Source organism: Natrinema sp. LN54 (genome assembly GCF_052439245.1).
GTDB classification, from domain to species: domain Archaea; phylum Halobacteriota; class Halobacteria; order Halobacteriales; family Natrialbaceae; genus Natrinema; species Natrinema versiforme_A.
In genome coordinates this window covers 872,574-896,745 of record NZ_JBQVRP010000001.1, presented here as the reverse complement: position 1 = coordinate 896,745, position 24,172 = coordinate 872,574, and the positions used below count along the sequence as shown (strand labels likewise).

Below are 24,172 nucleotides of genomic sequence, written 5' to 3'. Positions count from 1 at the left end.
TCCGAACCGCAGAGGAGCGTTTTTCAGGGCCGCGGACACACGTCGGCGCATGGAACTCTCACCGGAGGAGTACGGTGCCTACTGGCGCGCCTCGATCCGCGTCGCCGCCGGACTCCTCGTGATCTTCTTCGGCCTCCGTCTCACGTCGCCGCTGCGGAGCCACCCCGAGATCGGCGCGTCCGCCCTCGGCGTCGTGTTGCTCGTCATGCTCGTCCTCGCCGGGACGTTCGTCGCGATGCTCGGCGTCGCCCGCGTCGTCCGGACCGCGGTCGACGCGGAGACCTAGGCCTGGCTTCGCGAGTTCGCGGCCGAGCGACAAAAGAGCGGGCCGGCAAGCCGACGGCCGGCGGGTGTGGCCGAGCGAGCCGCGGTGAGTGCGTCTCAGTCGTCGGTGGGGTCGACGGCCGCGGCGTCGGCGTCTGCATCCGCGTCCGGGTCGGCGGGTCGGGCGTCGAACAGCGGACTCTGTTCGCCGGGAACGAACGTGTTGAGCACCAGCGCGGACAGCGCGGTGACGATGACCGGCTGACCGAAGAACGTTTCAGCGGCGTTCGGAAGCCCCGCGAGCGCTTCGGGCGTGGTCGCGATGCCGAGTCCGAGACCGAGCGAGACGGCGACGACGACCGTGTTCCGGCGGTCGAGGTCGGCGTTCGTGATGACCAGTCGGAAGCCGCTGGCGGCGACCATGCCGGCCATGAGCAAGACCGCGCCGCCGAAGACCGCGCTGGGGATCGTCGTGACGGCGGCACCGACCTTCGGACTCAGCCCGAGGACGGCGAGGAAGACGCCGCCGATGCCGACGACGTGCCGGCTCATCACGCCGGTGAAGTTGACGATGCCGACGTTCTGGGAGAAGGAGGTGATCGGGAACGCGCCGAAGACGGCGCCGATCGAACTCAGGAGCCCGTCGGTGAACAGCCCGCCGCGGAACTCCTCGTTCGTCGGATTGCGTCCCTCGGCGGCCGTGACGCCGGACATGTCGCCGACGGTCTCCATTGCGGAGACGAGAAAGAGGACGGCGAACGTGGCGATCGCGATCGGCTCGAACTCGAAGCCGAATCGGGTGGGCGCCGGGAGGGCGACCCACGCGGCGTCGCCGACGGCCGAGAAGTCGACGAGCCCGGCGGCGAGCGCGGCGACGTAGCCGACGACGATCGCGACGAGGATCGAAAGCAGTCGCGTGACGCCGCGCGTGAACATGTTGAGACCGACGGCGATCGCGAGGACGAGCCCGGCGAGGCCGATGTGGTGGAGCGCGCCGAAGTCGGCGGCGTCGGCCCCACCGGCGGCGTAGTCCATCGCGACGGGCACGAGGTAGAGACCGATGATGACGACGACGAGACCGGTCACCAGCGGCGGGAAGAAGGGTTTGATTCGCTTGAACTGCCAGCCGATGAGACCTTCGACGGCAAAGCCCGTGACGAGGATCGCGCCGAACACCGCGGCCATCCCGAAGTCCGCGCCGATCGAGATCGACGCGCCCACGAAGGTGAAACTCGAGCCCATGACGATCGGCAGCCGCGCGCCGACCGGGCCGACGGTGTAGGCCTGGACGATCGTCGCCAGCCCGGAGAACAGGAGGACCATCTGGACGATGTAGGCCGTGTCCGTCGGATCGAGTCCGACCCCGCCCGCGACGACGTACGCCACCGCCGTCGCCGGCACGATCATCACCGCGACGTGTTGCAAGCCGAGCAGAATCGATTTCGGTAACGGCGGTTTGTCGTCGACGCCGTACTCGAGTTGGATGCCCCCGTCAGTCTCGTTCGACATACTATACCCTCCTCGTAGCGAATCGATATACAAAAAGTCTCGTATATGCGCCCATCGAGCGGCGTTCCGGGGGCAACTATAATCACAATCGTGCATACGTTTGCGAGGAACGCGATTCGACACCGTGGCTGTCCGGCGATTCCGACGAGACGAAAACGGGAGACGAACGAGCGTCGTTCAGTCGGTCAGTGAATCGTTACCTCGCCGTTCTCGACCGTGATGTCGACGAGGCTCGTGGCGTCATACTCCGTGTCGTCGAGCGCCGAGTCGCCGACCTTCCGTAACACGACGACGATGTCGACGATGTCGGCTCCGATACCGTCGAGCGCGTCGCAGATCGCCGCCAGCGTTCCGCCGGTCGAGAGCATGTCGTCGACGATCACCACGCGGTCGCCCTCTTCGACGTCGTTGATGTACATCTCCGACTCCGAGTAGCCCGTCTCCTGGTGTAACGAGACCTCGCCCTCGAGCCCGTAGGGCCGCTTGCGAATGACGACGAGCGGGATGTCGGTCTGGAGCGAGAGCGCGGTCGCGAGGTGGATCCCCATCGCCTCGGGTGCGATGATCTTGTCGACGTCCAGATCCGCGGTTTGCATCACCTCGGTCACGACTTCCCGCAACAGGGCGGGATCGAGCCGCGGCACGCCGTTGCTGATCGGGTGCACGAGGTACTCGTATCCGTCCTTATCGATGATCGGTGCGTCGTCCAACGACTCGAGGAGTTTCTCCATGCTGCGGATTCGGAAATCGGAGTGAAAAGCGGTTCGCTCTTCCGGTTCCGACCGCCCGCCGCATTCGATAGCCGATCCGACCGCTGTCGCGGTCGCTCGGAGCCGAACTCCTCGGTAACGCGGATGACATCGTCCGATACCCTTTACCATCTTCGTTCCGAAATTCGGGCCATGAGTTCCGTTCCCGACCGCTCCGAGGTCGACGAGGAATACACGTGGGATCTCGAGAGCATCTACGCGACCGACGACGACTGGGAGGCCGCCGCCGAGGCGGTCGCCGAACGCGTCGCTGATCTCGAGGCCTACGAGGGACAGGTTACCGACGACGCCGAGACCCTCCTCGGGGTGCTCGAACTCCGCGACGAGATCATGCGCGAGGTTTCGACGGTCGCGGCCTACGCCCGAATGCGTCGCGACGAGGACACGACGAACCAGGAGTATCAGGCGCTGACGGCCCGGTCGCAGTCGCTCGCGGCCGACGCCCAGTCCGCGGCTTCGTTCATCGACCCCGAACTCCAAGAGCTGACCCGCGAGGAGTTCGACGCGATGGTCGACGACGAACCGGCCCTCGAGACCTACGACCACTACGTCGACGACGTGCTCCGGATGAAACCGCACACGCGCTCGGCGGAAGTCGAGGCGCTGCTCGCCGATCTGAGCGAAGTGACCGGCGCGACCGGCGAGGTCTACAACATGCTCTCGAACGCGGACATGGAGTTCCCGACCGTCGAAGATCCCGACGGAGACGCGGTCGAGATCACCCAGAGCAACTTCACGAACCTGCTCAAGCGCCCCGATCGCGACTTCCGGCGGCGGGTCTACGAGGGCTACTTCGACGAGTGGGAATCGATGCGGAACACGGTCGCTGCCTCCTACAAGAACAGCGTCAAGGCCGACGTCAAGACCGCTCGAGCCCGCAACTACGACACCGCGCGCGAAGCCGCGCTCGACGGCCCGAACGTCCCCGTCGAGGTCTACGACACGCTTGTCGACACCGTCCACGACAACATCGACAAGCTCCACCACCACGCCGAACTCAAGGAGCGAGCGTTGGGCGTCGACGACCTCCAGATGTGGGACATCTACATGCCGCTGACCGGCGACGAGGGCCCCGACCTCGAGTACGACCAAGCGACCGAGTACGTCGTCGACGCGCTCGCGCCGCTGGGCGAGGAGTACCAGTCCCGAGTCGCCGAGGGGCTCGAGTCCCGGTGGGTCGACGTTTACGAGAACGAGGGCAAGCAGTCCGGAGCCTACTCCGGTGGCACCTACGACACCCAGCCGTTCATCCTGCTGAACTACCAGCAGGACATCTCCTCGATGTACACGCTGGCCCACGAACTCGGCCACTCGATGCACTCCGAACTCACCAAGGACGAACAGCCCTACATCTACTCGAACTACGAGATCTTCGTCGCCGAGGTCGCAAGCACGGTCAACGAGGCCCTGCTGACCAACCACCTCCTCGAGACCGTCGAGGACCCCGAGTTCCGACGACACGTCCTCAACGAGTTCTTAGAGCGGGTGCGCTCGACCCTCTATCGGCAGACCCTGTTCGCGGAGTTCGAACACGAGACCCACCGGCTCGAGGAGGCAGGCGAGCCCCTCACCGCCGATCGGCTGGACGACCTCTACCGCGGGCTCAAGGACGACTACTACGAGCCGGCGGTCATCGACGACCGCATCGCCCGCGAGTGGATGCGCATCCCCCACTTCTACCGGGCGTTCTACGTCTACCAGTACGCGACCGGCATCTCCGCCGCGCTCGCCATCGTCGACGACGTGCTCGAGAACGGCCAGTCCGCCGCCGATGACTACCTCGAGTTCCTCCGCCGAGGCTCCCGCGAGTACCCGCTCGAACTCCTCCGGATCGCCGGCGTCGACATGAGTTCCTCGGCGCCGATCGACCGCGCGCTCGAGACCTACGGCCAGCGTCTCGACGAGTTCGAATCGCTGCTCGACTGATCGGGCGGCCGCCCGCTCCGATATCCGGGTGGGCAGAACCGGCTTCGCGCCGACCGACCCGGTATATGCAAGGGTCCAGCTGATATGCACCTGAGAAATCCCTCCGGGACCCAAAGGCACATTTACTATCGGAATCCTATCGGCGTACATCAGGATGTCTCGAAGCCCGTCTATTCCCGACCGACCTCACCGCGATATCGACTCAGACCTCCCCGACGACGAGCGGCTCGAGGCGCTCCGCGGACACTACGAGGATCTGGTCGACGTCAACGACCAGCTCTCCGATCAGCTCGACGAGGCCGAGGACCGTCGCGAGCGCCTCCGGGAGAAAGTCGACCGCGTCGAACGCGAAAACGAGACGCTGAAGAGTTCGTCGCTGTACATCGCCACCGTCGAGGACGTCCTCGATGACGAGCAGGTCATCGTCAAACAGCACGGCAACAATCAGGAAGTGCTGACCGATGTCTCCTCACGCATCGTCGACAGCGTCGAGCCAGGCGACCGCGTCGCGGTCAACGACTCCTTTGCGATCCAGTCGGTCCTCGACACCGAGACCGACGCGCGCGCGCAGTCGATGGAGATCACCGAGAAGCCCGAAGTCACCTACGCCGACATCGGCGGCATCGACGAGCAGGTCCGCGAGGTCCGCGAGGCCGTCGAGCAGCCGCTGACCGAGCCCGAAATCTTCAACGAGGTCGGCATCGACCCGCCGAGCGGCGTTCTCCTCTACGGGCCGCCGGGCACCGGCAAAACGATGCTCGCCAAGGCCGTCGCCAACGAGACCGACGCCACCTTCATCAAGATGGCCGGCTCCGAACTCGTCCGCAAGTTCATCGGCGAGGGCTCGCGGCTCGTCCGCGACCTCTTCGAGATGGCCCGCGAGCGCCAGCCCGCCATCATCTTCATCGACGAGATCGACGCCATCGCGACCCGCCGCACCGAGTCCAAGACCTCCGGCGACGCCGAGGTCCAGCGGACCATGATGCAACTCCTCTCGGAGATGGACGGCTTCGAGGCCCGCGGCGAGATCCGCATCATCGCCGCCACCAACCGCTTCGATATGCTCGACCGCGCTATCCTCCGCCCCGGCCGGTTCGACCGCCTCATCGAAGTCCCCGAACCCGACCGCGACGGCCGCGAACAGATCCTCTCGATCCATACCCGGAACATGAACATCGCCGACGGCGTCGACTTCGGCGCACTCGCCGACGACACCGAGGGCTACTCGGGTGCCGAAATCGAGAGCCTCGCCACCGAAGCCGGCATGTTCGCCATCCGCAACGAGCGCAACGAGGTCGCTCATCAGGACTTCGCCGACGCTCTCGAGAAGATCGAAGAGGACGACTCGAGCGACGTGATCTCGTCGGCCGGTTACTTCTATCAGTAACCACCGAAATTTTACTCTGCGGACGCGGCGAAGCCGCGCCCTCGGCAAAATTTCGATCAAAAGCACTCCTCGCTCCCGATGGTCGCTCGTCGGCCCGAGCGCGGCGAAGCCACGCTCGGTGAACGGCATCGGTCGGGTTCTTCGAACCGTTCCCTCGCCGACGCTTGAGCGGGGACTGGAGTCACCGGCTGACAACGCCTGTGTCTTCCACAGTTGTTCCGTTCGCCTTCGCTCCCGTTTCGGATCCGGATCGCAACGCCTTACGCCGCTCGTCCCTGAGGACGGATATGAGCACGATTCGAGTCGTCTGGGGCTCCGCGTCGGCACCCACGGCGATGGCCTCCTACGACGCCGCGCTCGCGGACGCCGGCGTCGAGAACTACAACCTCGTCTCGGTTTCTTCCGTGATTCCGGCGGAAACCCACGTCGAGGCTGTCGGTACCGCACCCGACCTCGGCCCCGCCGGCGAGCGTCTGACCGTCGTCGAGGCTCGAGCCACCGCAGCCGAGCCGGGTCGCGTGAGCGCGGCACTCGCGTGGGCCCAGTCCGTCGACGACGGGCCGGGGCTGTTCTACGAGACCGCGGGTGAGATGGATCGCGAGGACGTCGAACGGCGGGTTCGCGAGGGCCTGGCCGCGGGACAGGACCTCCGCGACTGGGAGTTTGCCGACCCGCAGGTCGCCGTCGAGAGCCGGCAAGCCGAGTCGGGTACGCACACCACGGCCGTCGTTCTCGCGGTCTACGGCGACAGCGAGCCGATTCTCTCGGATTGACCCAAAGCGAACCCTTTTGAACCGGCGGCCCATTGATACGAGCACACACTTCTCATGAACGGAAATACGCCGTACGCAGGGCTACCGGGCGAGACTGGGGCTGGGCAGCGTGCAGCGGCGGACGTTCCTGACCTCTCGAGCGCGCAGAAACGACTGCTCCATCGCGACGTCTCGCGGATCGCCGCCCGAACCCGCGAGTTCCTCCCGAACGAGTACGTGGTCGACGCCGACGTCTCGAGCGGCATGACCGGCCCGGAGGTCACCGTCGCGGTCCGACCGCCGGTAGGCCACGCCGTCAGCGCCGGCTTCACGCCCGACCTCGAGGAGGCGGCGGCCGCCGAAGAGGTCATCACCGCCGACGAACGCAACGAAGTCGCCCGCGGACTGGCCGCGAGCGCCGCCCTGCAGGTGAAACAGGCCATCAGCAACAACGTGCGGCCGACCGGAAAGTAAGCCGATACCGTCGCGTCGACATCCGTTCTCGACCGCCGTCCCATCGGGTGTCGCTCCCGACCCACGCTTTTGCCGCGTCTCGAAATTCAGTCGCGCAGTTGCTCGAGTTGGTGTCGCCGGCGCTCGAGGTCGATCGCCGGCTCGATCGACGGATCGGCACTGAGTCGATCGAATACCAGTAACGGATCGGCACCGGCTCGTTCGACCGTCTCGAGCAGCGATTCGATCGCCGCCCGGTTCGTCGCCAGCGACGAGCACAGGCCGATCGCGAGCGCGAGCGGAATCGCACGTTCCGGTTGTGTCGGGAACCGATCGCTGACGCGTGTAAAATCCGGCTCGTCGGTCGTGACTTCGTCTGCCGTTGGAGCCGACTCGAGGGACAGACAGTGCGGACAGAACGATGCGACGGCGGCTCCCGACGGTGCGTCCGGGCGGTGTTCCGCCGGGACGGCAAACGAAATCGTGGCTGAACCGCACGCAGAACAGGCCATCGGAGTCGGTGGGTGAATTGCAGGGTGGGGACGACGCGAGACAGTCGGCGCGACTTACTGGTTGGCCGCGGGGGACTGTGCGGCGGTGTCCGGCTGTATATCTTCGAGTTCGTCTTGTGTCGCTTCGGCGTCCTCGGCCTCGGCGGCCGCTTCGGCTTCGCGTTCGGCCTTCTCCTCGGCTTCTTTCTTCTCCTTGATCTTCTTCAGGCGGAACGTCTCCTCGCGCTCCTGTTCTTCGAGTTTCTGCTCGATGTACTCCTGATTGTCGTACAGGTCCGGGAGGAGCTTGAACTCGAGGGCGTTGACGCGGCGTTTGGTGGTCTCGATCTCGCGGAGCATCTTCTTCATCGCCGTCTCGACCTCGGCAGCGAGGATGATGCTCTCGAGCAGGTCCTCGTAGGCCTCGGCGGCCTCGTCGATGCGGGCGGAGGTGCCCATGATCCCGTAGCCGCGCTGGTCGAGGCTCTTGGTGACCTTGGAGGACTCGATCTGCGGGACGACGACGCCCATGATGTTCTTCGACTCGGTGGTGATCTCGGGGTGTTCCTGCAGCGCCGATGCGGCACCGCGGACCGCGACGTCGCCTTCCATCGCCCGGGCCATGTTGATCTTCTTCTGGGCGTCCTCGTAGTCGTCGGCGAGCTCGCCGCGGACGTCCTGGGCCTTGTCCAGAATGTCCATGAACTCCATGATCAGCCCGTCGCGTTTCTTCTCGAGCGTGCCGTGTCCCCGCTCGGAAAGCTCGATGCGATCCTCGATCGCCATCAAGTTCTTGCGGGTGGGCTTGACGTCGTTGGCCATCTTGTGGGGGGCTAGCGCCCCCAGTCGGATAACTGTTTACAGTTTCCGCGCTCCCCACGCGCCCGATTCGTGCGATTCCGTGCCGTCGGTTTCGGTCCGACCGAGACCTATCCGAGGAACAGATCGACCATGTTGCCCGACGACTGACCCTTGTAGAGTTCCGAGTAGCCGCAGTTCGTACAGCTGACGACCATGAAACTCCGGTTCTGGATGTCGAACATTTTCGACAGACCGCCTCCGGTGGTCGAAATTTCGTCGATCTCCGTCTCCGTGTGGTCGCACTTCGGACAGCCGCGATCGTCGTCTCTCATAGTCGAACGGTTCCTGTCAATGCACAAATTCTTTGTGTTCGGGCCCTCGAGTATGCGTCGACCATGTCCGTCGTCTTCGCTATCCTCTTGGTCGTCTCTCTCGTGGTTCCACTGGTCCTCTGGCTGGCGATCAATCAGGAAACCTCGAACCCGACCGTTGTCGACCGCGAGGAGGCGGAACGAATTGCCAAAGCGCAGGGTGGCCGCGATCCGTCGCGGTCGGGCCCAGACTCGCCATCGCGGGGTACCGACGGCAACCCCACGGCCGCTGACCCGGACGATGGCCACCGACCCGACGAGCGCGAGGACCGGACGACGGGATTCGACTGGGACGAGCGCGACGAGTGGGGTACTCGACGCTCGTAACGCTCGCTCCGAATCGACCTCCCTCTCCCGATCACTCCGACTCGAGGACGTGAACCCGGTCCTCGTCGATCGAGAGCGACACGGCGTCGCCGGTGCGGTAGCCGTCGAGGCCGTCGGCGTGTAGCGTTACGGTCGTTTCGTCCGGGAGCGTCGCCGAGAGGTGAGTCCGCTCGCCGAGGTAGGTCACGTCTGCCACGTCGGCCCGAATCGGCCCCGAGCCGATCTCGAACGCCTCGGGGCGAACCGCGACTCTGACCTCGCCATCGGTTCGGGTTCCGACGGGAAGTTCCGCGAACCCGAGGTCGACGTGGCCGTTCTCGGCGACTCCCTCGAGCAGGTTCGACCGCCCGACGAAGTTCGCGACGAACGCGTTCGCGGGACGGCGGTAGATCTCCGCGGGCGTTCCGACCTGTTCGACGCTCCCGTCCTCGAAGACGGCGATGCGGTCGCACATCGCCATGGCCTCCTCCTGATCGTGAGTAACGTAGAGGGCGGTGACTCCGAGTTCGGCGAGCAGGTCGCCGATCTCCTCGCGGAGGCGCGTCTTGAGTTTCGCGTCGAGTCCCGTCATCGGCTCGTCGAGCAGGAGGACGTGCGGTTCGATCGCGAGCGCTCGCGCGAGGCCGACCCGCTGTTGTTGGCCGCCCGACAGCGTCGTCGGCCGCCGATCGGCGAGGTCGCCGATGCCGAGCAACTCGAGTAACTCGTCGGCTCGCGCCCGTCGCTCGGCGGCGGAAACGCCTCGCATCTTCAGCCCGAAGGCGACGTTCGCGCGGACGCTCATGGTGTCGAACAGCGCGTACGACTGGAAGACCAACCCGACGTTTCGCTCCTCCGGCGGGACGGTCGTGACGTCGGAACCGTCGAACAGCACCCGGCCTCGAGTCGGCGTCTCGAAGCCGGCGATCGTCCGGAGCGTCGTCGTTTTGCCACAGCCCGACGGCCCGACGACGCCGAGGACCTCCCCGTCGCGGATCGTCAGATCGATCCCGTCGACGGCCCTCTCGTCGCCGTACGTCTTGGTGAGCGACTCGAGCGCGACCTCACTCACAGCTGATCACTCCCATCGAACATGGATCGAACGGCGTGGTGTGACGAGCGGTTCGACTCGGTCCGTGACGATTTGAGTAGGGTCGTGGTCGTCTCATCGTTGTCGTGCGGTCGTGAATCCGCTATTGCCGATCAGTTGCAGGACGAGGATCGCGACGACGACGATCAGGAAGTAGACCGAGACGGCCGCCGCGGACTGCAGGTGCGAGGCGTTCGAGATGTTCTGATAGAGGAATTTCGCGAACGGATCCGGGCTGCCGCTCGCCACCTTGAACGTGAAGTTGAACTCCGCGGCGGCGAGCGTCCACGTGATAATACAGCCGGCGACGATCCCCCGCTTTGCGTGCGGGACGATGATCGTCAGGAACGTCCGGGGCCACGACGCGCCGAGCGACCGGGCGCTCTCCTCGAGTCGAACGAGGTCCATCGACTGGAAGGAGCTCTGGACGGTCAACACCATGTACGGCGACTTGAGCAGGCAGTAGCCGGCCATCAGCCCGAGCGCCGACCGGCCGTGTTCCGGATAGGTCTGGACGAACGCGATCGCCAGAATCAACCCCGGGACGATCGGCAGGATCGCGAGCGTGTTCACCCAGTGCTTGCCAGTGAATTCGTATCGCGCGAGCGCGTACGCGATCGGGACCCCGACCAGCACGTTCAACACCATCCCGCCGGTCGCGAGCACGATGCTAAACGCCAGTCCCGGAATCGCGTTGTCTCCCGTCTCGCCGAATCCGAGGACGTTTCGCCAGTGCTCGAGCGTGACGAATCCGCGGGGCAAGACGCTCGTCGCCGACTCCGCGAACGAGGAGATCCCTGCGACGACGACCGGAACCATCAGGAACGTGACGACCAGCGCGACGACGCCGACGACGATCGGTCTGCCGACCAGTGTGGAGAACGCCGTCTCCGAGCGGGACCACTCCTCGACCCGCTCGGGTGCGGTCGGCGATTCGCGTGCGTTCGCATCGGTGTCCCCGGTCATTTCAGATCTCCACCGCGTCGGTTTCGACGAACCGCAGTCCGACGAACGTGAACGCGACGATAACGCAGACGTACACGAGTCCGATCGCGGCCGCCACGTCGGGATTGTACGATCCGACGCTCGTCTCGTGGTGTATCTGGAGCGTGACCACTCGGTGACTCTGCAAGATTAGCACCGTCCCGAAGATCGCGAGCCCGGAGCGAAAGGTCAGGATACACGCTGCGACGATCCCCGGCCGAATCTCCGGCAGCGTCACGTGGTAAAAGGTCTGCCACCGGTTCGCGCCCAGTGCACGCGCCGCCTCCTCGGCCTGTGCGTTGACTTCGGCGTAGGTCCCGCGAAGCACCATGGTCGCACGCGGCACGAGCGAGTAGACGTAGCCGAGGAACAGCCCGGTGATCGCGGTCGCGCTCGCCAGATCGATCGCGCTCTGGCCCGTCGCCACCGCGGCCGCGTTCGTCACCAGCCCCTGTCGGCCCAGCAGGACCACGATCAGGTAGGCAACGATGATCCCCGGGAGCGCGATCGGGAACGAGACCGCCGCCACGACGGCCCGCTCGAAGGGAAGGTCGTACTTCTCGAGGGCGTGGGAGACGGCCACGCCGAGCGCGACGCTGACCAGCGTCGCCGCGCCGACGAACCACAGGGTGTTCCAGACGACCTGCCGGTACGTTGCGGTCGTAACCAGCGTTCGCCACGCGTCGAACGACAGGCCCTCGATCCAGACCGTGTCCTCGGCGAGGCTGATCCGAACGAGCATCGCGAGCGGGACGAATCCCGCGACGGTCGCGAGGACGAAAAACGGCAGACACATGATCGCGATCCGCCGGCGCTCGCGGTCGCGCTCGGTCGTCGGCCGGGCGGTCGCAGACGCGAGCGAGGCGACTCGACGCACCGAGGTCGCCGCCGATTCGTGGACGGACATACCGGACTCTCACTGGGCCCCTTGCAGCGGGGTCCGATCGACGAGCTCTTCCTGAATGTCGTCTTGCTTCTCGACCAGCTCCTCCTGATCGACCGTGAACTGCGCGTCGTCGTAGGCCGACTGGTCCGGGAACTCGTCGGGTTGGTCGAGTTCGTCCGCCCGGATCGGCCGGACGTAGGCGTCGAAGAACAGTTCCTGACAGTCGAGCGTGAGCACGAAGTCCATGAACAGCTTCGCCGCTTCGGGGTTGGGCGCGTTCCGGAGCAGGGCGTAGCCGTACGGGACGTTCATCGCGCCCGGTTCGCCGTCCGGTCCGGGCAAGACCGTGACGTCGATCTGGTCCTCGTCGAACTCGTCGTTGTTGTACTTCAGGTTCAGCCCCGTGTAGTCGTACTCGACGACCGTCGAGATTTCGCCGGCGGTCATGGGCCCCTCGACGTTGCGCCGGAAGTCGGCCCCGTGGTCCGCGATCTCCTCGTGGTATTCGATGACGGGGTCGAGATCGTCCAGATCGCCGCCGTAGGCCCTGTTGACCGACAGCGCGGAGGCCTGCCCGTTGGCCGTGTGCGGCGGGGTAAACGCGAGGTCCTTCGCGATATCCGGATGTTTCAGATCCTCCCACGTCTCCGGTGCGTCGAGGCCGCGTTCCTCGTAGACGTCCGTCCGGTAGGTCACCGCGGTCGTCATCTGTCGCGTCGCGGTCACGTGACCGTTGTCCGTCTTGAGGTCATCCGGGACGACGTCCCAGTTCGCCGGTTTGTACTCCGCGGTCAGGTCGTCGTTCATCGCGTCGAGGCCGAACGAGTAGCCGCCGTTGTAGGCGGAGTGGGTCGGGTTCCGAGCGTTCGCGCGCATGTCCTCGAGCGCTTCGCCCGACGACCCCTGCGCGTCGTACAGCGAGATCCCGTACTCCTCCTCGAAGGCGTCCATGACGGCACCCCAGTTGGACCACTCGGTCTGAACGCAGTAGACCTGCAGTTCGTCGGGAAACGACGAGGCGGTTACCTCCGTCTCGTAATCACCGTGGCCGACCGTGTAGGTCTGGCCTCCGCCACCCCCGACGAAATCGCTCAGACAGCCCGCGATTGCGAGCGTACCCGCGGTCGTCCCACTCGCAAGCATCGATCGCCGTGTCCTCCCTGTCGACTCGGACATACGTGAGCAAGCCGACAAGACGCACTAATTCGTTGCTATGTTCATAATAGTAACCTATATAGCACACCGTAGCGGACCCGATCGATCAGCAACGCGTTCGCCGATCGAACGTGGCGTCCAACTCGTCGGAAGAACCGACGGTCAAGCGACCGCCACCCGGCTTGCTCACCCCTGTCCGACCATCCGCTCTTCGTCCTCCCACTCCTCCTGTCTCAGCTCGTACTTCTGGACCTTGCCCGTCGCGGTCGTCGGTAACTCCTCGACGAACTCGACCCGGCGAACGGTCTTGTAGCCCGCGAGGGTCTCGCGCGTGAAGGCCTCGAGGTCGCTCTCGGTCACGCCGGGATCGTCGGGGTCGCCGCTCGCAGGGACGACGTACGCCTTGGGTGTCTCACCCCACTCGTCGCTCGGCGCGGGAATCACCGCCACGTCCGCGATCTCGGGATGGTCGAAGAGGGCGTCCTCGAGTTCGATGCTCGAGATGTTCTCGCCCCCGGAGATGATGATGTCTTTCTTGCGGTCCTGAATGGCGATCATGCCGTTTTCGTCGATCGTCGCGAGATCGCCCGTGTGGTAGTAGCCCTCGACGCGGTCGTTGAAGGCCGTCTCAGTCGCCTCGGGTTTCTCCCAGTACTTCTCCATGATCTGGTTGCCGCGGACGACGACCTCGCCGAGCGTTTCGTCGTCCCGCGGCACGTCGGTGCCGTCCTCGTCGACGACCCGAATTTCGGTTCCGAGGTAGGCCAGCCCCTGTCGCTTCTTGATCCGGAACCGGTCGTCGCTGTCGTCCTCGAAATGCCGCCGCGCGTCGGAGGTCGTGATCAGCGGCCCCGTCTCGGTCGCCCCGTAGACGTGTTTCAGGTACCAGCCGAACTCGTCCTCGACGGTTCGGATCGTCGCCTCGGGCGGTGCGCTGCCAGCGGTCGCGAGCCGAACCTCTCGCTCGCCGGTCGTCTCGGGGTCGTGTTCGTCGTAGTAGCTGACCAGCATGTTCAGCACCGTCGGCGCGCCACACATGTAGGAGACGTCCTCCGATCGCACGGCCTCGAAGATATCCGCGGCGTCGACCCCGCGCGTACAGACGTGTTTCGCGCCGATTCCGGTCACCGCGAAGATGTGGCCCCAGCCGTTGGCGTGGAACATCGGCAGCGTCCACAGGTAGGTATCGTCGTCGGTGATCTCTTGATGGCCGACCAGCAGGTAGGCGTGGATCGTCTCGCAGCGGTGGGTCCGACAGACACCCTTCGGATCCCCCGTCGTCCCCGAGGTGTAGTTGATCGTGATGATCTCGTCCTCGCTCATCTCCGGCCGCTCGAACTCGGTGCCCGCCTCCTCGAGCACAGCGTCGAACTCCTCCCATTCCCCCTCGACGGCGTCGGCGTCGTTCGTCACGAACGTCTCCGTCGGCACCTCGTCGCGGATTTCCTCGATCTTCTCGGCGAAGTCGTAATCCGCGAAGATCGCATCCACGCCCGCGTCCGAGAGGATGTACTCGAAATCGTCGGACGTGAGCCGGTAGTTCAGCGGCGTGTGAACCGCCCCGATCTGCATGATTCCGTAGGCCGCCTCGAGGTGATAGTGCGTGTTCGGGTCCAGCACCGCAACGCGGTCGCCCTTCTCGATGCCCCGATCCTGCAGCGCCGCCGCGAACCGATCGGCCCGCTCGCCGAGTTCGTCGTAGGTAAACCGTTCCCCCGTGGTGGCGACGACCGCCTCGTCGTCGCCGTAGTGCGTTCGTGCCCGGTCGAGGAACTCCGGCACGAGTAGTGGTTTGTGCATACATACCATGCTTCGCTGACGGCCCATACCATAGTTTCCATTAGTTGCACGCAGTGACAGTTCGGCAGTCAGGGAGACGCCGAGTACGAGTCCGACGAGATCTATCCGACCGACGAACGCCGATATCCGTCTCGAGCGATCTGCCGCTGGTCGGTAATCGAGTTGAAGAAAAACGCGACGAACGAACGCGATCGGCGAGTTAGTCGTCGGCCGTGACTTCGGCGGCCTCGGTCTCGTCTTCGCGGTAGTGCTCCGCGATGAGTTCCTCGTCGATCCGGTTGAGTTCCGTCTTCGGCAGCGCCGACAGCAGGTCCCAGCCGAGCTCGAGCGTCTCGTCGATCGAGCGGTTGGTGTCGTACCCCTGCTGGACGAACTCTTCCTCGAAGCGGTCGGCGAAGTCGAGGAACTTGTTGTCGCGCTCGGAGAGGGCCTCGCGACCGACGATGTTCACGAGGTCGCGCAGGTCTTCACCCTCCGCGTAGGCGGCGTACATCTGGTCGGAGACGTCGCCGTGGTCCTCGCGGGTCAGGCCCTCGCCGATCCCGTCGTCCATCAGCCGGGAGAGGCTCGGCAGGACGTTGACCGGCGGCTCGATCCCCTGACTGTTGAGGTCCCGATCCATCATGATCTGGCCCTCGGTGATGTAGCCGGTCAGGTCCGGAATCGGGTGCGTATCGTCGTCGCCGGGCATCGTCAGGATCGGGATCTGCGTAACCGACCCTTCCTTGCCTTCGATTCGACCGGCACGCTCGTAGAGCTGTGCCAGGTCCGTGTACATGTATCCGGGGTAACCACGACGACCCGGGACCTCCTCACGTGCGGCACCGATCTCTCGCAGTGCCTCACAGTAGTTGGTCATGTCGGTGAGGATGACCAGGACGTGGTAATCCTTCTCGAAGGCCAGATACTCGGCCGTGGTCAGCGCGAGCCGCGGCGTAACCTGCCGCTCGACTGCGGGGTCGTCCGCGAGGTTCATGAAGACGACCGATCGCTCGAGCGCGCCGGTGCGCTCGAAGTCGTCCATGAACTCGTTTGCCTCTTCGGCGGTGATACCCATCGCACCGAAGATGACTGCGAACTCCGAGCCTTCCTCGTCGCCCGCTTCCTCTTCTGGCACGGTCGCCTGTCGAGCGATCTGCAGTGCGAGTTCGTTGTGGGGCAGCCCCGAGCCGGAGAAGATCGGGAGCTTCTGGCCCCGGACCAGCGTGTTCATGCCGTCGATGGCGGAGACGCCGGTCTGGATGAACTCCTCGGGGTACTCCCGGGAGTAGGGGTTGATCGCTTCGCCGACGATGTCGTGTCGTTCGTCGGGGACGATCTCCGGGCCGCCGTCGATCGGGTTTCCGGAGCCGTCGAGCACCCGCCCGAGCAGATCCTCGGTGACGGGCATCTTCATCGTCTCGCCCAGGAAGCGAACGGAGGCGTTGCGGTCGATTCCGCCCGTTCCCTCGAACACCTGGATCGAGACGATTCCTTCGCTCGATTCCAGCACCTGGCCGCGCAGCGTCCGCCCGTCCTCGGTCTCGATCTCGACGATCTCGTCGTAACCGACCGGCTCGTCGACCTCGGCGAACACCAGCGGACCGCTGATTTCCGTGATAGTCTGGTACTCTTTCATTGTTAGTACAGTGCGCGCAGTTGGTCTTCGAGGTCGTTTTCGATCTCGTCGATGAACTCGCCCCACTCTTCTGCCGTGCCCATCCGATTGAGCCGCGGTGCGGCGTCGACGTCCTGAATCTCCTCGACCGGAACACCGGCCTCGAGCGCCTCAAAGGCCTCGTCGTTGAACGTCTTGATCGCACCGAGCATCCGGTAGGTCTTCTCGGGTTCGCAGTAGGTGTCGACGTCGTGGAGCGCGTTCTGCTGGAGCCAGGCCTCACGGATGTAGCGTGCGACTTCCATGGTGAGCTGCTGGTCCTCCGGCAGCGCGTCCTTCCCGACGAGCTGAACGATCTCTTGGAGTTCGTCCTCCTCGTCGAGCACGTCGACGGCCCACTGGCGGACCGCCGCCCAGTCGTCGGCGACGTTGCTCTCCCACCACGGGTCGAGCTGGTCCTTGTACAGCGAGTAGGACTCGTTCCAGTTGATCGAGGGGAAGTGCCGACGTTCCGCGAGGTCGGCGTCCAGCGCCCAGAACGTCTTGACGATACGCAGCGTGTTCTGGGTGACCGGCTCGGAGAAGTCGCCGCCCGGCGGCGACACCGCGCCGACGACCGAAATCGACCCTTCGCCGCCGTTGATCAGCTGGAACTTGCCGGCGCGCTCGTAGAACTCCGAGAGCGACGCGGCCAGATACGCGGGATAGCCCTCTTCGCCGGGCATCTCCTCGAGTCGGCTCGAGATCTCCCGCATGGCCTCTGCCCACCGCGAGGTGGAGTCGGCCATCAGCGCGACGTCGTAGCCCATGTCGCGGTAATACTCCGCGATCGTGATTCCCGTGTAGATACAGGACTCGCGGGCCGCGACGGGCATGTTCGACGTGTTGGCGATGAGGCAGGTCCGGGCCATCAGCGGGTTCCCGGTCTGTGGGTCCGGCAGTTCCGGGAAGTCCTCGATGACTTCGGTCATCTCGTTGCCACGCTCGCCACAGCCGATGTAGACGACGATGTCCGCGTCGGACCACTTGGCGAGTTGCTGCTGGGTGACGGTCTTCCCGGAGCCGAACGGACCGGGAATCGCCGCCGTCCCGCCCTTCGCGAGCGGGAAGAGGCCGTCCTGGACTCGCTGGCCCGTCACCAGCGGCTCGGTCGGCGTCTCCTTGTCACCGGCGGGACGGGCCTCTCGGACCGGCCACTCCTGGTGCATCTGGATCTCCTCGCCGCTCGAGAGTTCGGCGACCGTCTCCTCGACGGTGAACTCGCCGTGCTCGATCGACGTGACTTCGCCGCCCTCGTAGTCCGGGGGCACCATGACCTTGTGGTCGATGGTGACGGTCTCTTCGACGACACCGACGGCATCGCCGGGTTCGACCGTGTCACCCTCCTCGACGGTGGGTTCGAACTCCCACTTCTTCTCGAGGTCGATCCCGGGGGCGTCGACCCCGCGGTCGAGGAACGCCGTCCCCATCTTGTCCTCGAGGACGTCGAGCGGGCGCTGGACGCCGTCGTAGATGGAGTCCATCATGCCCGGTCCGAGGTCGACGCTCAGGGGCTCGCCCGTGTTCTGGACGGGCTCACCCGGGCTGACGCCGGAGGTTTCCTCGTAGACCTGAATCGTGGTCAGGTTCCCTTCGATCTCGATGACCTCGCCCATCAGTCCTTCGTCGCCGACGTAGACGACGTCGTTCATCCGGGCGTCGAGGTCCGTGGCGGTCACGACGGGACCACTCACGCTTTCGATTACACCGTCTTCGTCGACGGATTCGATGTCTTCTGCCTGGCTCATAGTTTAGCTGTCTTCGTCCTCTTCCATCAGGTCGATTCCGATCGCGCGTTTGATCTGGTCGCGCAGTCCGCCACCACCGGTGCCGCTTCCGATCGTGACGACGACCGGCTCGACGCTCGTCTCGACCTCTTGGCGAACCGACCGCGACAGGTACTCGAGGTCGTCGTCGTGCATGACGACGATCCCGACGCCCTCGTCTTCGAGGGCCGCCGTCGCTGCGTCATCGAGGCGTTCGTCTTTCTCGTCGTCCGGGACGTTCTCGAACCGTCGCACTCCCGCGAGGCGGAAGCCGGTCGTAAACTCCGGACTGCCGACGACTGCGATTTCCTGGCTCATAGGATCACCAGCTCCTCTTCGATCTCGTTCTCGTCGAGTCCGACCTCGCGACCCCGCGCGATCGCGCGGATGTTCTCGACCTCGCGCTCCTTGGCGAGGATGAACGACAGAACGGGCGATATCGAGGTCGGGTAGACGCTCGAGAGCGTGTCCGCGTACTCGAGCAACGCAGCGTCTAGTGCGTGCTCGAACTGGATAAGGCTGTCAGCATCGCGCAGCCGATCCAGCGCTCCCGAGAGGCGGTCGCCGTAGCGTTTGTTGTCGGCGATGTGGTCGACGAGCGCGTCGTAATCGCCGACCAAGCGGTTCAGGTCCGACTCGTCGAACAACACGCCGCCCTCGATGTAGTAGGCGGCGGGGTCGAGATCGGCCCCGCTCCGCGCGAGGCGCAACGCGTTCCGCGCGTTCAGGAAGTCGATCTCGGCCTCGAGGAACTCGACGTACTTCGCTTCCGGCCCCTCTCGGGGTCGACCGAGGTCCTCGAGCAGGTTCTCGTAGAACGCGCGATCGAGCGCGTTCTCGAGGGGAACGAGCGCGCCGCTCTCTTCGAACTCCTCGTAGGCGTCCTCGAGCTGCTCGGCGAAGATCGTCCCCTCGAGGATCTCGATGACGTCCTCGATCGAGTCGACCTCGACCAGTCGGTCGATCGTGCCGTCGTCGAGTTCGCCCGCCCGAATGAGATCGGTGCTGATCTCCTCGGGATCGGAATCCGTATAGATTCCGCGGACGATCGTCTTCAGGTTCCAGACGTCGAACTTCCGGAGGTACCGAACGACGCGGTCGTAGAGTTGCCCTTCGGACCATTCGAGGAGGTCGTCGAAGTGCTTTGCGAGGTTGCGGTTCAGCGCGTACTCGATCAGATCGACGCCGGAAAACCGCGTTCCGAGCGCGTTGATCTCCCGTTCGTACTCCGTTTCCTCCATGAACCGCGCGATCTCGCTCGGCCCCATCCGGATCAGCTTGCGGTAGTCCTCGTCGGACAACATTGCCGCTCGACGCGAGCGAACGCGAGCGTTCACGTACTCCGGATTCGAGGCTCCCGTACTCATTGCTCGAAGAGTCGGTTACTGATCTCCTGAAGGTTGTCTTCCCAGACGTCCTCGAGCACCGAATCGAAGGTGTTGTTGACGCGGACGCGGGACGCCTCGCTCTCGACGACGACGCCGCCGAGACAGTCGTAGTCACCGGCGTATTCGTAGCCGTCGTAGTCGGCGAGGATCGACTCGATCAGCTCCGCGTCGTCGGACCGACCGTAGACCGCGACGTCGTCGCCCTCGTCGAACTCGTCCGTCGCCGCCTCGAGCAGGTCGCGGGTGAGCTCCTCGCGGGTGTCTCCCTCGAGGGCGGCGAGTTCGTCCTCGACCGTCTCGCGGACTTCCGTGAGGACGTCGCGGCGTGCCTCCAGGCGCTGTTGTTTCGCCTCCAGCTTTGCACTGGAGAGTCGCTGTTCGCGCAACTGCTCGATCTCGCGGTCGACGTCGGCTTCGGCGTCGGCGACGATCTCGTCTGCGTCCTCCTGGGCGGCCGATTCGATCTCTTCGGCGCGCGTTTCGCCCTCAGCGCGGATGTCCTCCGCACGCGCGTGAGCCTCTTCTCGAATGTCCTCAACGACTGTATCCAAACTCATTGTAAGAAAGTTCGATGGGACGCTTTAGACGAAGAGCGCGACCAGTGCGAAGATCACGAGCGTCTCGGGCAGGACCGTCAGCAGAATTCCGATACCCGGCGAGATGGAGTCCTCGGCGAGCGCGCCGACGACCGACGCACCGATCGCTCGCTCCGCATACCCCGCACCGATGGCCGCCAGACCGATGCCCAGCGCCGCCGCCGCACCCTGCTCGATCGCGGGACCGCCGTTACCGGCAGCACCGCCTTCCTGCAGCGCGACCGCGTTCTCTGCGAGACTGTTCAGCACGAGCGCCATTTCGGGTAGAGTTTCGATTGTCATTTTGAGTTTTCCTCGTGGTTTTGCAACCGGACAGGTGGTACTACTCCCCAGCGTGTTCTTAAAACTTCCCAAACCAAACCGCCGATTTGCCCGTTATAACCCCCGATACTCGGCGTCCGGGGGTATTATCCTTTCGATACTGGTGGGAAAATACGAGTCGAACTAGCACGAATTTCGGGCGCCGAGAGGGTGGACGACGAGTGTTACTTCTCGTCGTCGGACCGAATCCCGCCGAAGGGTTCGAACGTCCGTCCACCGCCCTCGTAGAACCGGTTGAAGAACTCGACGTACTCGAGGCGGATCCCCTGCAGCCCGGCGCTCGTAATCCCGAGCAGCAGGACCACGATGTGGCCGAGCACGAGGACGATCACGCCGAGAAGGGTCAGTCCGATCCCGCCGTGAAGCAGGCCGCCGAACATGACCTCGGTCACTTCGTGACCGTGCGAGGTCGCGCCGACCTCCGGCATGTGACCGGTGGCGAAGTGCCACTCTGCGTGCTCATCTTCACCGGTGACGTACACCCCGAAGAACAGCATGTTGACGACGAACGCCATGCCTGCCTTCGCGAGGATGACTGCGGCGATCCGCAGGTACGAGAGCACGTCACCGAGGACGTTGAAGCTCTCGAGCGCGCCGATGATGATGCCGAGTCCGCCGTAGTGTTTGACCTCGCCGTAGACCATCGTCACGAATCCGAGCGCGGCGAGCGGGAGTCCGACGTACATCCCGACTTCGGTGGCGAAGCCGGTGAATCCGAGTTCGAACGCCGCCTCGGAACCGTTCCCGAACGAGGTGTACAGGAACTCCGGCTTGACGCCCTCTCCGTGATGGCTGAAGATCCAGACCCAGACGCCGATCATGAGCAGCGCCCACGAGCCGTTCTCGAGGAACGCGTCGCCGACGCCGTGGTCGAGATCGTTGACGAACCCGAAGGCGTAGCCGAGCGTGAGGTGGGCCAGTCCGATCAGGACGCTCACCATCAGCCACGTCTGGCCGTAGTTCGCGTACACGGGCTGGAGTCCCTTGTGCAGCGGCGGACTGCCGCCGAAGACGACTTCTCCCAGGAAGTGCATCCCGAAGAATTCGCCGTAGAGGACGCCGAACAGCATCGTGAACCCGCCGGCCCACATGCCGATCGCACCCAGACTTCGGATGATGTCCTCGTCGAATCGGCTGTACATGAGGAAGCCGGCGGCCGTGTAGATCATCCCGTACCCGAGGTCACCCAGCATAAAGCCGTAGAACGCCGGGAACGTCAACAGCAAGACGACGGTCGGATCGAGCTCGCTGTACTTTGGCCGATCGATCAGCCGGAGCAGGAACTCGAACGGTTTCGCGGGGCCGGTGTTGTCCTGAATGACCGGCGGTTCGTCGACCATCGTCACGACGTCGCCGCCGGCCGCGGTCGTGCCGCCGTCGGCGATCGCTTCTTGGGTCGCGACTTCGCGTTCTTCCTCTTCGGTCGTCTCCTCGGCACCGCCGGAGCCGCCGTGGTCGACGTCTTCCGTCCGCGTCGGATACCCCTCGTCGTTGTAGTCGGCGCGGACGAGTTCTTCGACTTCGACGCTGTCGCCGACCGCATCGTTCAGTGTCGCGACGAGCCGATCGTACTCCTCGGTCGGGAGCCAGCCCTCCGCGACGAACGCGTGGTCGGTCGTCGCGAACTGCAGCGGCGCTTCCGCCTGCTGAACCTCGATCGTCAGCTCCTCTTCGACGCGCAGGAGGAAGCCGGCTTCCTCCCGCTTGATCTCCTCGAGTTCCGCGTCGATCTCGTCGAGTTGGGACTCGAGGTCGCGCTGCCGACTCTCGAGGTCCGCGACGTAGTCGTCGGGACTCTGATCGGTGTCGGGCACCTCGTACCGGGTGAATTCGACGCCGACCAGCGCGTCGTCGATCGGGTTCTCGTCGGCGCTCTCGGCGGGCGCGGCGACGACCGCCACGACGTTGCCGCCGGTAAACGTCTCGAAGGCCCGAATGTCGTCCGAGGCGCTGACGGCTGCCTCGACCTCCTCGAGCGAGCCCTCACCGACGAGGACGTCGACCGTCTCGTAGCCCGACAGCAGATCGAGATCGATGCCCAGCTCCGCGAACGGAGCCACGCGATCGATCTTTTCGTTGACCTGCCGCAGTTCGTCGTTGATCTCCGCGCGTCGGTCGTCGAGTTCGTTGATCCGCGTTCGGATCTCCTCGAGTCGCTGTTCCCAGCCGTCCTCGAGGGTCCCCGGCTCGGCCTCGTCGGCCGAGAGATCGAGGGTGCTCTCGAGGGCGCGGACGGTCACCAGCTTCTCGGAGGCGTTCTCGGCCCCCTCGATGGGGTCGCCGTTATCGAACCCCTCCCAGGAGCCGTCGTAGTCCGAGAGGTGGACCAAGCTCAGGTCGTGAACCGTCTCGATGACCGTGGGCATGACGCCCCGCGATCCGGTCACCGAGACCTTGCTCATCCGTTCAGGTCTGAGCATGGACGTCCTCCTGGAACAGTTCGACGACGTGAGCGGTCACTTCGTCGACCCGGTCTCGGGCGCGCTCGGCGAGTTCCTCGCGCTCCTGTTCACCTGCTTCGAGGACGCGCTCGCACTCCGCATCGATCTCTTCGCGAGCTTCCTCCAGACGGCGCTCCCTGATCTCTTGGGCCTCCTGTTCCGCTTCCGTGCGAATCTCCTCGGCGCGTTCCCGGGCCTCGGCTATTCGCTCGTCGCGGTCGTTTTCTGCCAATGCGACGATCTCGTCGGCCTCCTCTTCCGCCGACTTAATTCGTTCGAGAACCTCTGGCCTCGGCATATTCTAAGCAGACGAACGTTTGCCAGAGCGCGTATATGGTAGTTGCGAAAGTCCCTCAGCGCGTCGCGATCCGAACGACCGGTAATCCGTAATTACGTACGCCGGTATTCCGACCGGAACAGTAGACATATGCCGATTCGACCGAAACCCGTCACTAATGGGTATTCTCGAGAACAAGGACCGTGCTCGACTGTTCTATAAGTACCTCTCACGGGTCTACGATCAGGTGAACCCCTTCATCTGGACCGAGGAGATGCGAACCGAGGCCCTCTCCCTGCTCGACATCGAGGACGACATGACCGTCCTCGACGTCGGCTGTGGCACCGGATTCGCGACCGAAGGACTGCTCGAGCGCGTCGACGAGGTGTACGCCCTCGATCAGAGCGAACACCAACTCGAACAGGCCTACGACAAGTTCGGGAAGCGAGCCCCACCGGTCCACTTCCACCGCGGCGACGCCGAGCGACTCCCGTTCGCGACGGACACGTTCGACGTCGTCTGGTCGTCGGGCTCGATCGAGTACTGGCCCAATCCCGTCCTCGCCCTTCGGGAGTTTCGCCGCGTCCTCAAACCCGGCGGACAGGTGCTCGTCGTCGGTCCGAACTACCCCGACAACGTCGTCAGCCAACTGCTCGCCGACTCGATCATGCTCTTCTACGACGAGTACGAGGCCGACCGGATGTTCAAAACCGCCGGCTTCGAAGACGTCAAACACGCCTTCATGGGGCCGTCGTACGACCCCGAAGTCGCGATCACGACTATCGGTCGCGCGCCCGAATAG

At 64.7% G+C, this 24,172-nt stretch carries 25 protein-coding genes; 7 read left to right on the top strand and 18 right to left on the bottom strand.

All coding sequences use genetic code 11. From position 1 onward, the window contains the following. Positions 1-49: 49 nt before the first annotated feature. Complete coding sequence (locus ACT4ML_RS04500) at positions 50-286, top strand: hypothetical protein (protein ID WP_444719778.1); 237 nt, start codon at positions 50-52, stop codon at positions 284-286. Between the two features lie 95 nt (positions 287-381). Here the strand turns inward: ACT4ML_RS04500 and ACT4ML_RS04495 are convergent, their stop codons facing one another. After that, complete coding sequence (locus ACT4ML_RS04495; RefSeq protein WP_444719777.1) at positions 382-1,773, bottom strand: uracil-xanthine permease family protein; 1,392 nt, start codon at positions 1,771-1,773, stop codon at positions 382-384. Positions 1,774-1,958: 185 nt separating this feature from the next. After that, positions 1,959-2,504 carry a hypoxanthine/guanine phosphoribosyltransferase gene (gene hpt / locus ACT4ML_RS04490; protein WP_444719776.1) on the bottom strand — a complete coding sequence of 182 codons (546 nt, stop codon included), beginning with the start codon at positions 2,502-2,504 and terminating at the stop codon, positions 1,959-1,961. 171 nt (positions 2,505-2,675) lie between these two features. Between hpt and pepF the strand changes: the two genes are divergently transcribed. From pepF to ACT4ML_RS04470, 4 genes are all read left to right on the top strand, one after another. Further along, positions 2,676-4,469, top strand: coding sequence for an oligoendopeptidase F (gene pepF / locus ACT4ML_RS04485; protein ID WP_444719775.1), 1,794 nt, complete (start codon positions 2,676-2,678; stop codon positions 4,467-4,469). Positions 4,470-4,623: 154 nt separating this feature from the next. Continuing rightward, a complete protein-coding gene (gene pan2, locus ACT4ML_RS04480; protein ID WP_444719774.1) occupies positions 4,624-5,856 on the top strand; it encodes a proteasome-activating nucleotidase Pan2 in 1,233 nt (410 codons plus the stop codon). Between the two features lie 287 nt (positions 5,857-6,143). After that, complete coding sequence (locus tag ACT4ML_RS04475; RefSeq protein WP_444719773.1) at positions 6,144-6,629, top strand: pyruvoyl-dependent arginine decarboxylase; 486 nt, start codon at positions 6,144-6,146, stop codon at positions 6,627-6,629. A gap of 54 nt (positions 6,630-6,683) precedes the next feature. Next, positions 6,684-7,082: a DUF5811 family protein gene (locus tag ACT4ML_RS04470; protein WP_444719772.1), complete on the top strand. Its 399-nt coding sequence runs from the start codon at positions 6,684-6,686 to the stop codon at positions 7,080-7,082. Positions 7,083-7,168: 86 nt separating this feature from the next. Here the strand turns inward: ACT4ML_RS04470 and ACT4ML_RS04465 are convergent, their stop codons facing one another. The 3 genes from ACT4ML_RS04465 to ACT4ML_RS04455 all read right to left on the bottom strand — a co-directional run bounded on the left by ACT4ML_RS04465 (position 7,169) and on the right by ACT4ML_RS04455 (position 8,685). Next, on the bottom strand, positions 7,169-7,573 hold the full coding sequence (locus ACT4ML_RS04465; protein WP_444719771.1) for a DUF6276 family protein: 405 nt from the start codon (positions 7,571-7,573) through the stop codon (positions 7,169-7,171). A 54-nt stretch (positions 7,574-7,627) separates the two neighbouring features. Then, on the bottom strand, positions 7,628-8,374 hold the full coding sequence (locus ACT4ML_RS04460) for a V-type ATP synthase subunit D (RefSeq protein ID WP_444719770.1): 747 nt from the start codon (positions 8,372-8,374) through the stop codon (positions 7,628-7,630). Between the two features lie 107 nt (positions 8,375-8,481). Further along, positions 8,482-8,685 carry a zinc ribbon domain-containing protein gene (locus ACT4ML_RS04455; RefSeq protein ID WP_444719769.1) on the bottom strand — a complete coding sequence of 68 codons (204 nt, stop codon included), beginning with the start codon at positions 8,683-8,685 and terminating at the stop codon, positions 8,482-8,484. Between the two features lie 63 nt (positions 8,686-8,748). Between ACT4ML_RS04455 and ACT4ML_RS04450 the strand changes: the two genes are divergently transcribed. Beyond that, positions 8,749-9,051 (top strand): hypothetical protein, encoded by a 303-nt coding sequence (locus ACT4ML_RS04450; RefSeq protein WP_444719768.1) that lies wholly within the window; start codon positions 8,749-8,751, stop codon positions 9,049-9,051. Positions 9,052-9,082: 31 nt separating this feature from the next. On the opposite strand, the gene ACT4ML_RS04445 is transcribed toward ACT4ML_RS04450, so the two are convergent. From ACT4ML_RS04445 to ahaH, 13 genes are all read right to left on the bottom strand, one after another. Then, positions 9,083-10,102: an ABC transporter ATP-binding protein gene (locus ACT4ML_RS04445; protein ID WP_444719767.1), complete on the bottom strand. Its 1,020-nt coding sequence runs from the start codon at positions 10,100-10,102 to the stop codon at positions 9,083-9,085. Positions 10,103-10,195: 93 nt separating this feature from the next. After that, a complete protein-coding gene (locus tag ACT4ML_RS04440; protein ID WP_444719766.1) occupies positions 10,196-11,086 on the bottom strand; it encodes an ABC transporter permease in 891 nt (296 codons plus the stop codon). A gap of 1 nt (position 11,087) precedes the next feature. Next, on the bottom strand, positions 11,088-12,011 hold the full coding sequence (locus ACT4ML_RS04435; protein WP_444719765.1) for an ABC transporter permease: 924 nt from the start codon (positions 12,009-12,011) through the stop codon (positions 11,088-11,090). 9 nt (positions 12,012-12,020) lie between these two features. Continuing rightward, positions 12,021-13,166 (bottom strand): extracellular solute-binding protein, encoded by a 1,146-nt coding sequence (locus ACT4ML_RS04430; RefSeq protein ID WP_444719764.1) that lies wholly within the window; start codon positions 13,164-13,166, stop codon positions 12,021-12,023. Positions 13,167-13,331: 165 nt separating this feature from the next. Further along, entirely contained in the window at positions 13,332-14,945 is a 1,614-nt protein-coding gene (locus ACT4ML_RS04425; protein WP_444719763.1) for a long-chain-fatty-acid--CoA ligase, read from the bottom strand. A 199-nt stretch (positions 14,946-15,144) separates the two neighbouring features. After that, positions 15,145-16,563 carry an ATP synthase subunit B gene (locus ACT4ML_RS04420; RefSeq protein ID WP_444719762.1) on the bottom strand — a complete coding sequence of 473 codons (1,419 nt, stop codon included), beginning with the start codon at positions 16,561-16,563 and terminating at the stop codon, positions 15,145-15,147. A 2-nt stretch (positions 16,564-16,565) separates the two neighbouring features. After that, entirely contained in the window at positions 16,566-18,329 is a 1,764-nt protein-coding gene (locus ACT4ML_RS04415) for an ATP synthase subunit A (protein WP_444719761.1), read from the bottom strand. A gap of 3 nt (positions 18,330-18,332) precedes the next feature. Next, positions 18,333-18,665: a V-type ATP synthase subunit F gene (locus ACT4ML_RS04410; RefSeq protein ID WP_138243679.1), complete on the bottom strand. Its 333-nt coding sequence runs from the start codon at positions 18,663-18,665 to the stop codon at positions 18,333-18,335. Next, positions 18,662-19,714, bottom strand: a complete 1,053-nt coding sequence (locus ACT4ML_RS04405; protein WP_444719760.1) for a V-type ATP synthase subunit C — start codon at positions 19,712-19,714, stop codon at positions 18,662-18,664. The genes ACT4ML_RS04410 and ACT4ML_RS04405 overlap by 4 nt, the downstream gene beginning before the upstream one ends. Next, entirely contained in the window at positions 19,711-20,292 is a 582-nt protein-coding gene (locus ACT4ML_RS04400) for a V-type ATP synthase subunit E (RefSeq protein WP_444719759.1), read from the bottom strand. Before ACT4ML_RS04400 ends, ACT4ML_RS04405 begins: the two co-directional genes overlap by 4 nt. A 24-nt stretch (positions 20,293-20,316) precedes the next feature. Beyond that, positions 20,317-20,589, bottom strand: a complete 273-nt coding sequence (locus tag ACT4ML_RS04395) for a hypothetical protein (protein WP_444719887.1) — start codon at positions 20,587-20,589, stop codon at positions 20,317-20,319. Positions 20,590-20,816: 227 nt separating this feature from the next. Then, a complete protein-coding gene (locus tag ACT4ML_RS04390) occupies positions 20,817-23,072 on the bottom strand; it encodes a V-type ATP synthase subunit I (RefSeq protein WP_444719758.1) in 2,256 nt (751 codons plus the stop codon). Then, positions 23,059-23,391, bottom strand: coding sequence for an ATP synthase archaeal subunit H (ahaH, locus tag ACT4ML_RS04385; protein WP_006430417.1), 333 nt, complete (start codon positions 23,389-23,391; stop codon positions 23,059-23,061). The genes ACT4ML_RS04390 and ahaH overlap by 14 nt, the downstream gene beginning before the upstream one ends. Positions 23,392-23,548: 157 nt before the next feature. Here ahaH and ACT4ML_RS04380 point away from each other — a divergent pair, with 157 nt between their 5' ends. Beyond that, positions 23,549-24,172, top strand: a complete 624-nt coding sequence (locus ACT4ML_RS04380) for a methyltransferase domain-containing protein (protein WP_138243683.1) — start codon at positions 23,549-23,551, stop codon at positions 24,170-24,172.

Bases quoted from the DNA above. Each gene is read 5' to 3' on its own strand.
- ACT4ML_RS04500 (WP_444719778.1), top strand. From the start codon at position 50: ATGGAACTCTCACCGGAGGAGTACGGTGCCTACTGGCGCGCCTCGATC.
- ACT4ML_RS04495 (WP_444719777.1), bottom strand. From the start codon at position 1,773: ATGTCGAACGAGACTGACGGGGGCATCCAACTCGAGTACGGCGTCGAC.
- hpt (WP_444719776.1), bottom strand. From the start codon at position 2,504: ATGGAGAAACTCCTCGAGTCGTTGGACGACGCACCGATCATCGATAAG.
- pepF (WP_444719775.1), top strand. From the start codon at position 2,676: ATGAGTTCCGTTCCCGACCGCTCCGAGGTCGACGAGGAATACACGTGG.
- pan2 (WP_444719774.1), top strand. From the start codon at position 4,624: ATGTCTCGAAGCCCGTCTATTCCCGACCGACCTCACCGCGATATCGAC.
- ACT4ML_RS04475 (WP_444719773.1), top strand. From the start codon at position 6,144: ATGAGCACGATTCGAGTCGTCTGGGGCTCCGCGTCGGCACCCACGGCG.
- ACT4ML_RS04470 (WP_444719772.1), top strand. From the start codon at position 6,684: ATGAACGGAAATACGCCGTACGCAGGGCTACCGGGCGAGACTGGGGCT.
- ACT4ML_RS04465 (WP_444719771.1), bottom strand. From the start codon at position 7,573: ATGGCCTGTTCTGCGTGCGGTTCAGCCACGATTTCGTTTGCCGTCCCG.
- ACT4ML_RS04460 (WP_444719770.1), bottom strand. From the start codon at position 8,374: ATGGCCAACGACGTCAAGCCCACCCGCAAGAACTTGATGGCGATCGAG.
- ACT4ML_RS04455 (WP_444719769.1), bottom strand. From the start codon at position 8,685: ATGAGAGACGACGATCGCGGCTGTCCGAAGTGCGACCACACGGAGACG.
- ACT4ML_RS04450 (WP_444719768.1), top strand. From the start codon at position 8,749: ATGTCCGTCGTCTTCGCTATCCTCTTGGTCGTCTCTCTCGTGGTTCCA.
- ACT4ML_RS04440 (WP_444719766.1), bottom strand. From the start codon at position 11,086: ATGACCGGGGACACCGATGCGAACGCACGCGAATCGCCGACCGCACCC.
- ACT4ML_RS04435 (WP_444719765.1), bottom strand. From the start codon at position 12,011: ATGTCCGTCCACGAATCGGCGGCGACCTCGGTGCGTCGAGTCGCCTCG.
- ACT4ML_RS04430 (WP_444719764.1), bottom strand. From the start codon at position 13,166: ATGTCCGAGTCGACAGGGAGGACACGGCGATCGATGCTTGCGAGTGGG.
- ACT4ML_RS04425 (WP_444719763.1), bottom strand. From the start codon at position 14,945: ATGCACAAACCACTACTCGTGCCGGAGTTCCTCGACCGGGCACGAACG.
- ACT4ML_RS04420 (WP_444719762.1), bottom strand. From the start codon at position 16,563: ATGAAAGAGTACCAGACTATCACGGAAATCAGCGGTCCGCTGGTGTTC.
- ACT4ML_RS04415 (WP_444719761.1), bottom strand. From the start codon at position 18,329: ATGAGCCAGGCAGAAGACATCGAATCCGTCGACGAAGACGGTGTAATC.
- ACT4ML_RS04410 (WP_138243679.1), bottom strand. From the start codon at position 18,665: ATGAGCCAGGAAATCGCAGTCGTCGGCAGTCCGGAGTTTACGACCGGC.
- ACT4ML_RS04405 (WP_444719760.1), bottom strand. From the start codon at position 19,714: ATGAGTACGGGAGCCTCGAATCCGGAGTACGTGAACGCTCGCGTTCGC.
- ACT4ML_RS04400 (WP_444719759.1), bottom strand. From the start codon at position 20,292: ATGAGTTTGGATACAGTCGTTGAGGACATTCGAGAAGAGGCTCACGCG.
- ACT4ML_RS04395 (WP_444719887.1), bottom strand. From the start codon at position 20,589: ATGGCGCTCGTGCTGAACAGTCTCGCAGAGAACGCGGTCGCGCTGCAG.
- ACT4ML_RS04390 (WP_444719758.1), bottom strand. From the start codon at position 23,072: ATGCTCAGACCTGAACGGATGAGCAAGGTCTCGGTGACCGGATCGCGG.
- ahaH (WP_006430417.1), bottom strand. From the start codon at position 23,391: ATGCCGAGGCCAGAGGTTCTCGAACGAATTAAGTCGGCGGAAGAGGAG.
- ACT4ML_RS04380 (WP_138243683.1), top strand. From the start codon at position 23,549: ATGGGTATTCTCGAGAACAAGGACCGTGCTCGACTGTTCTATAAGTAC.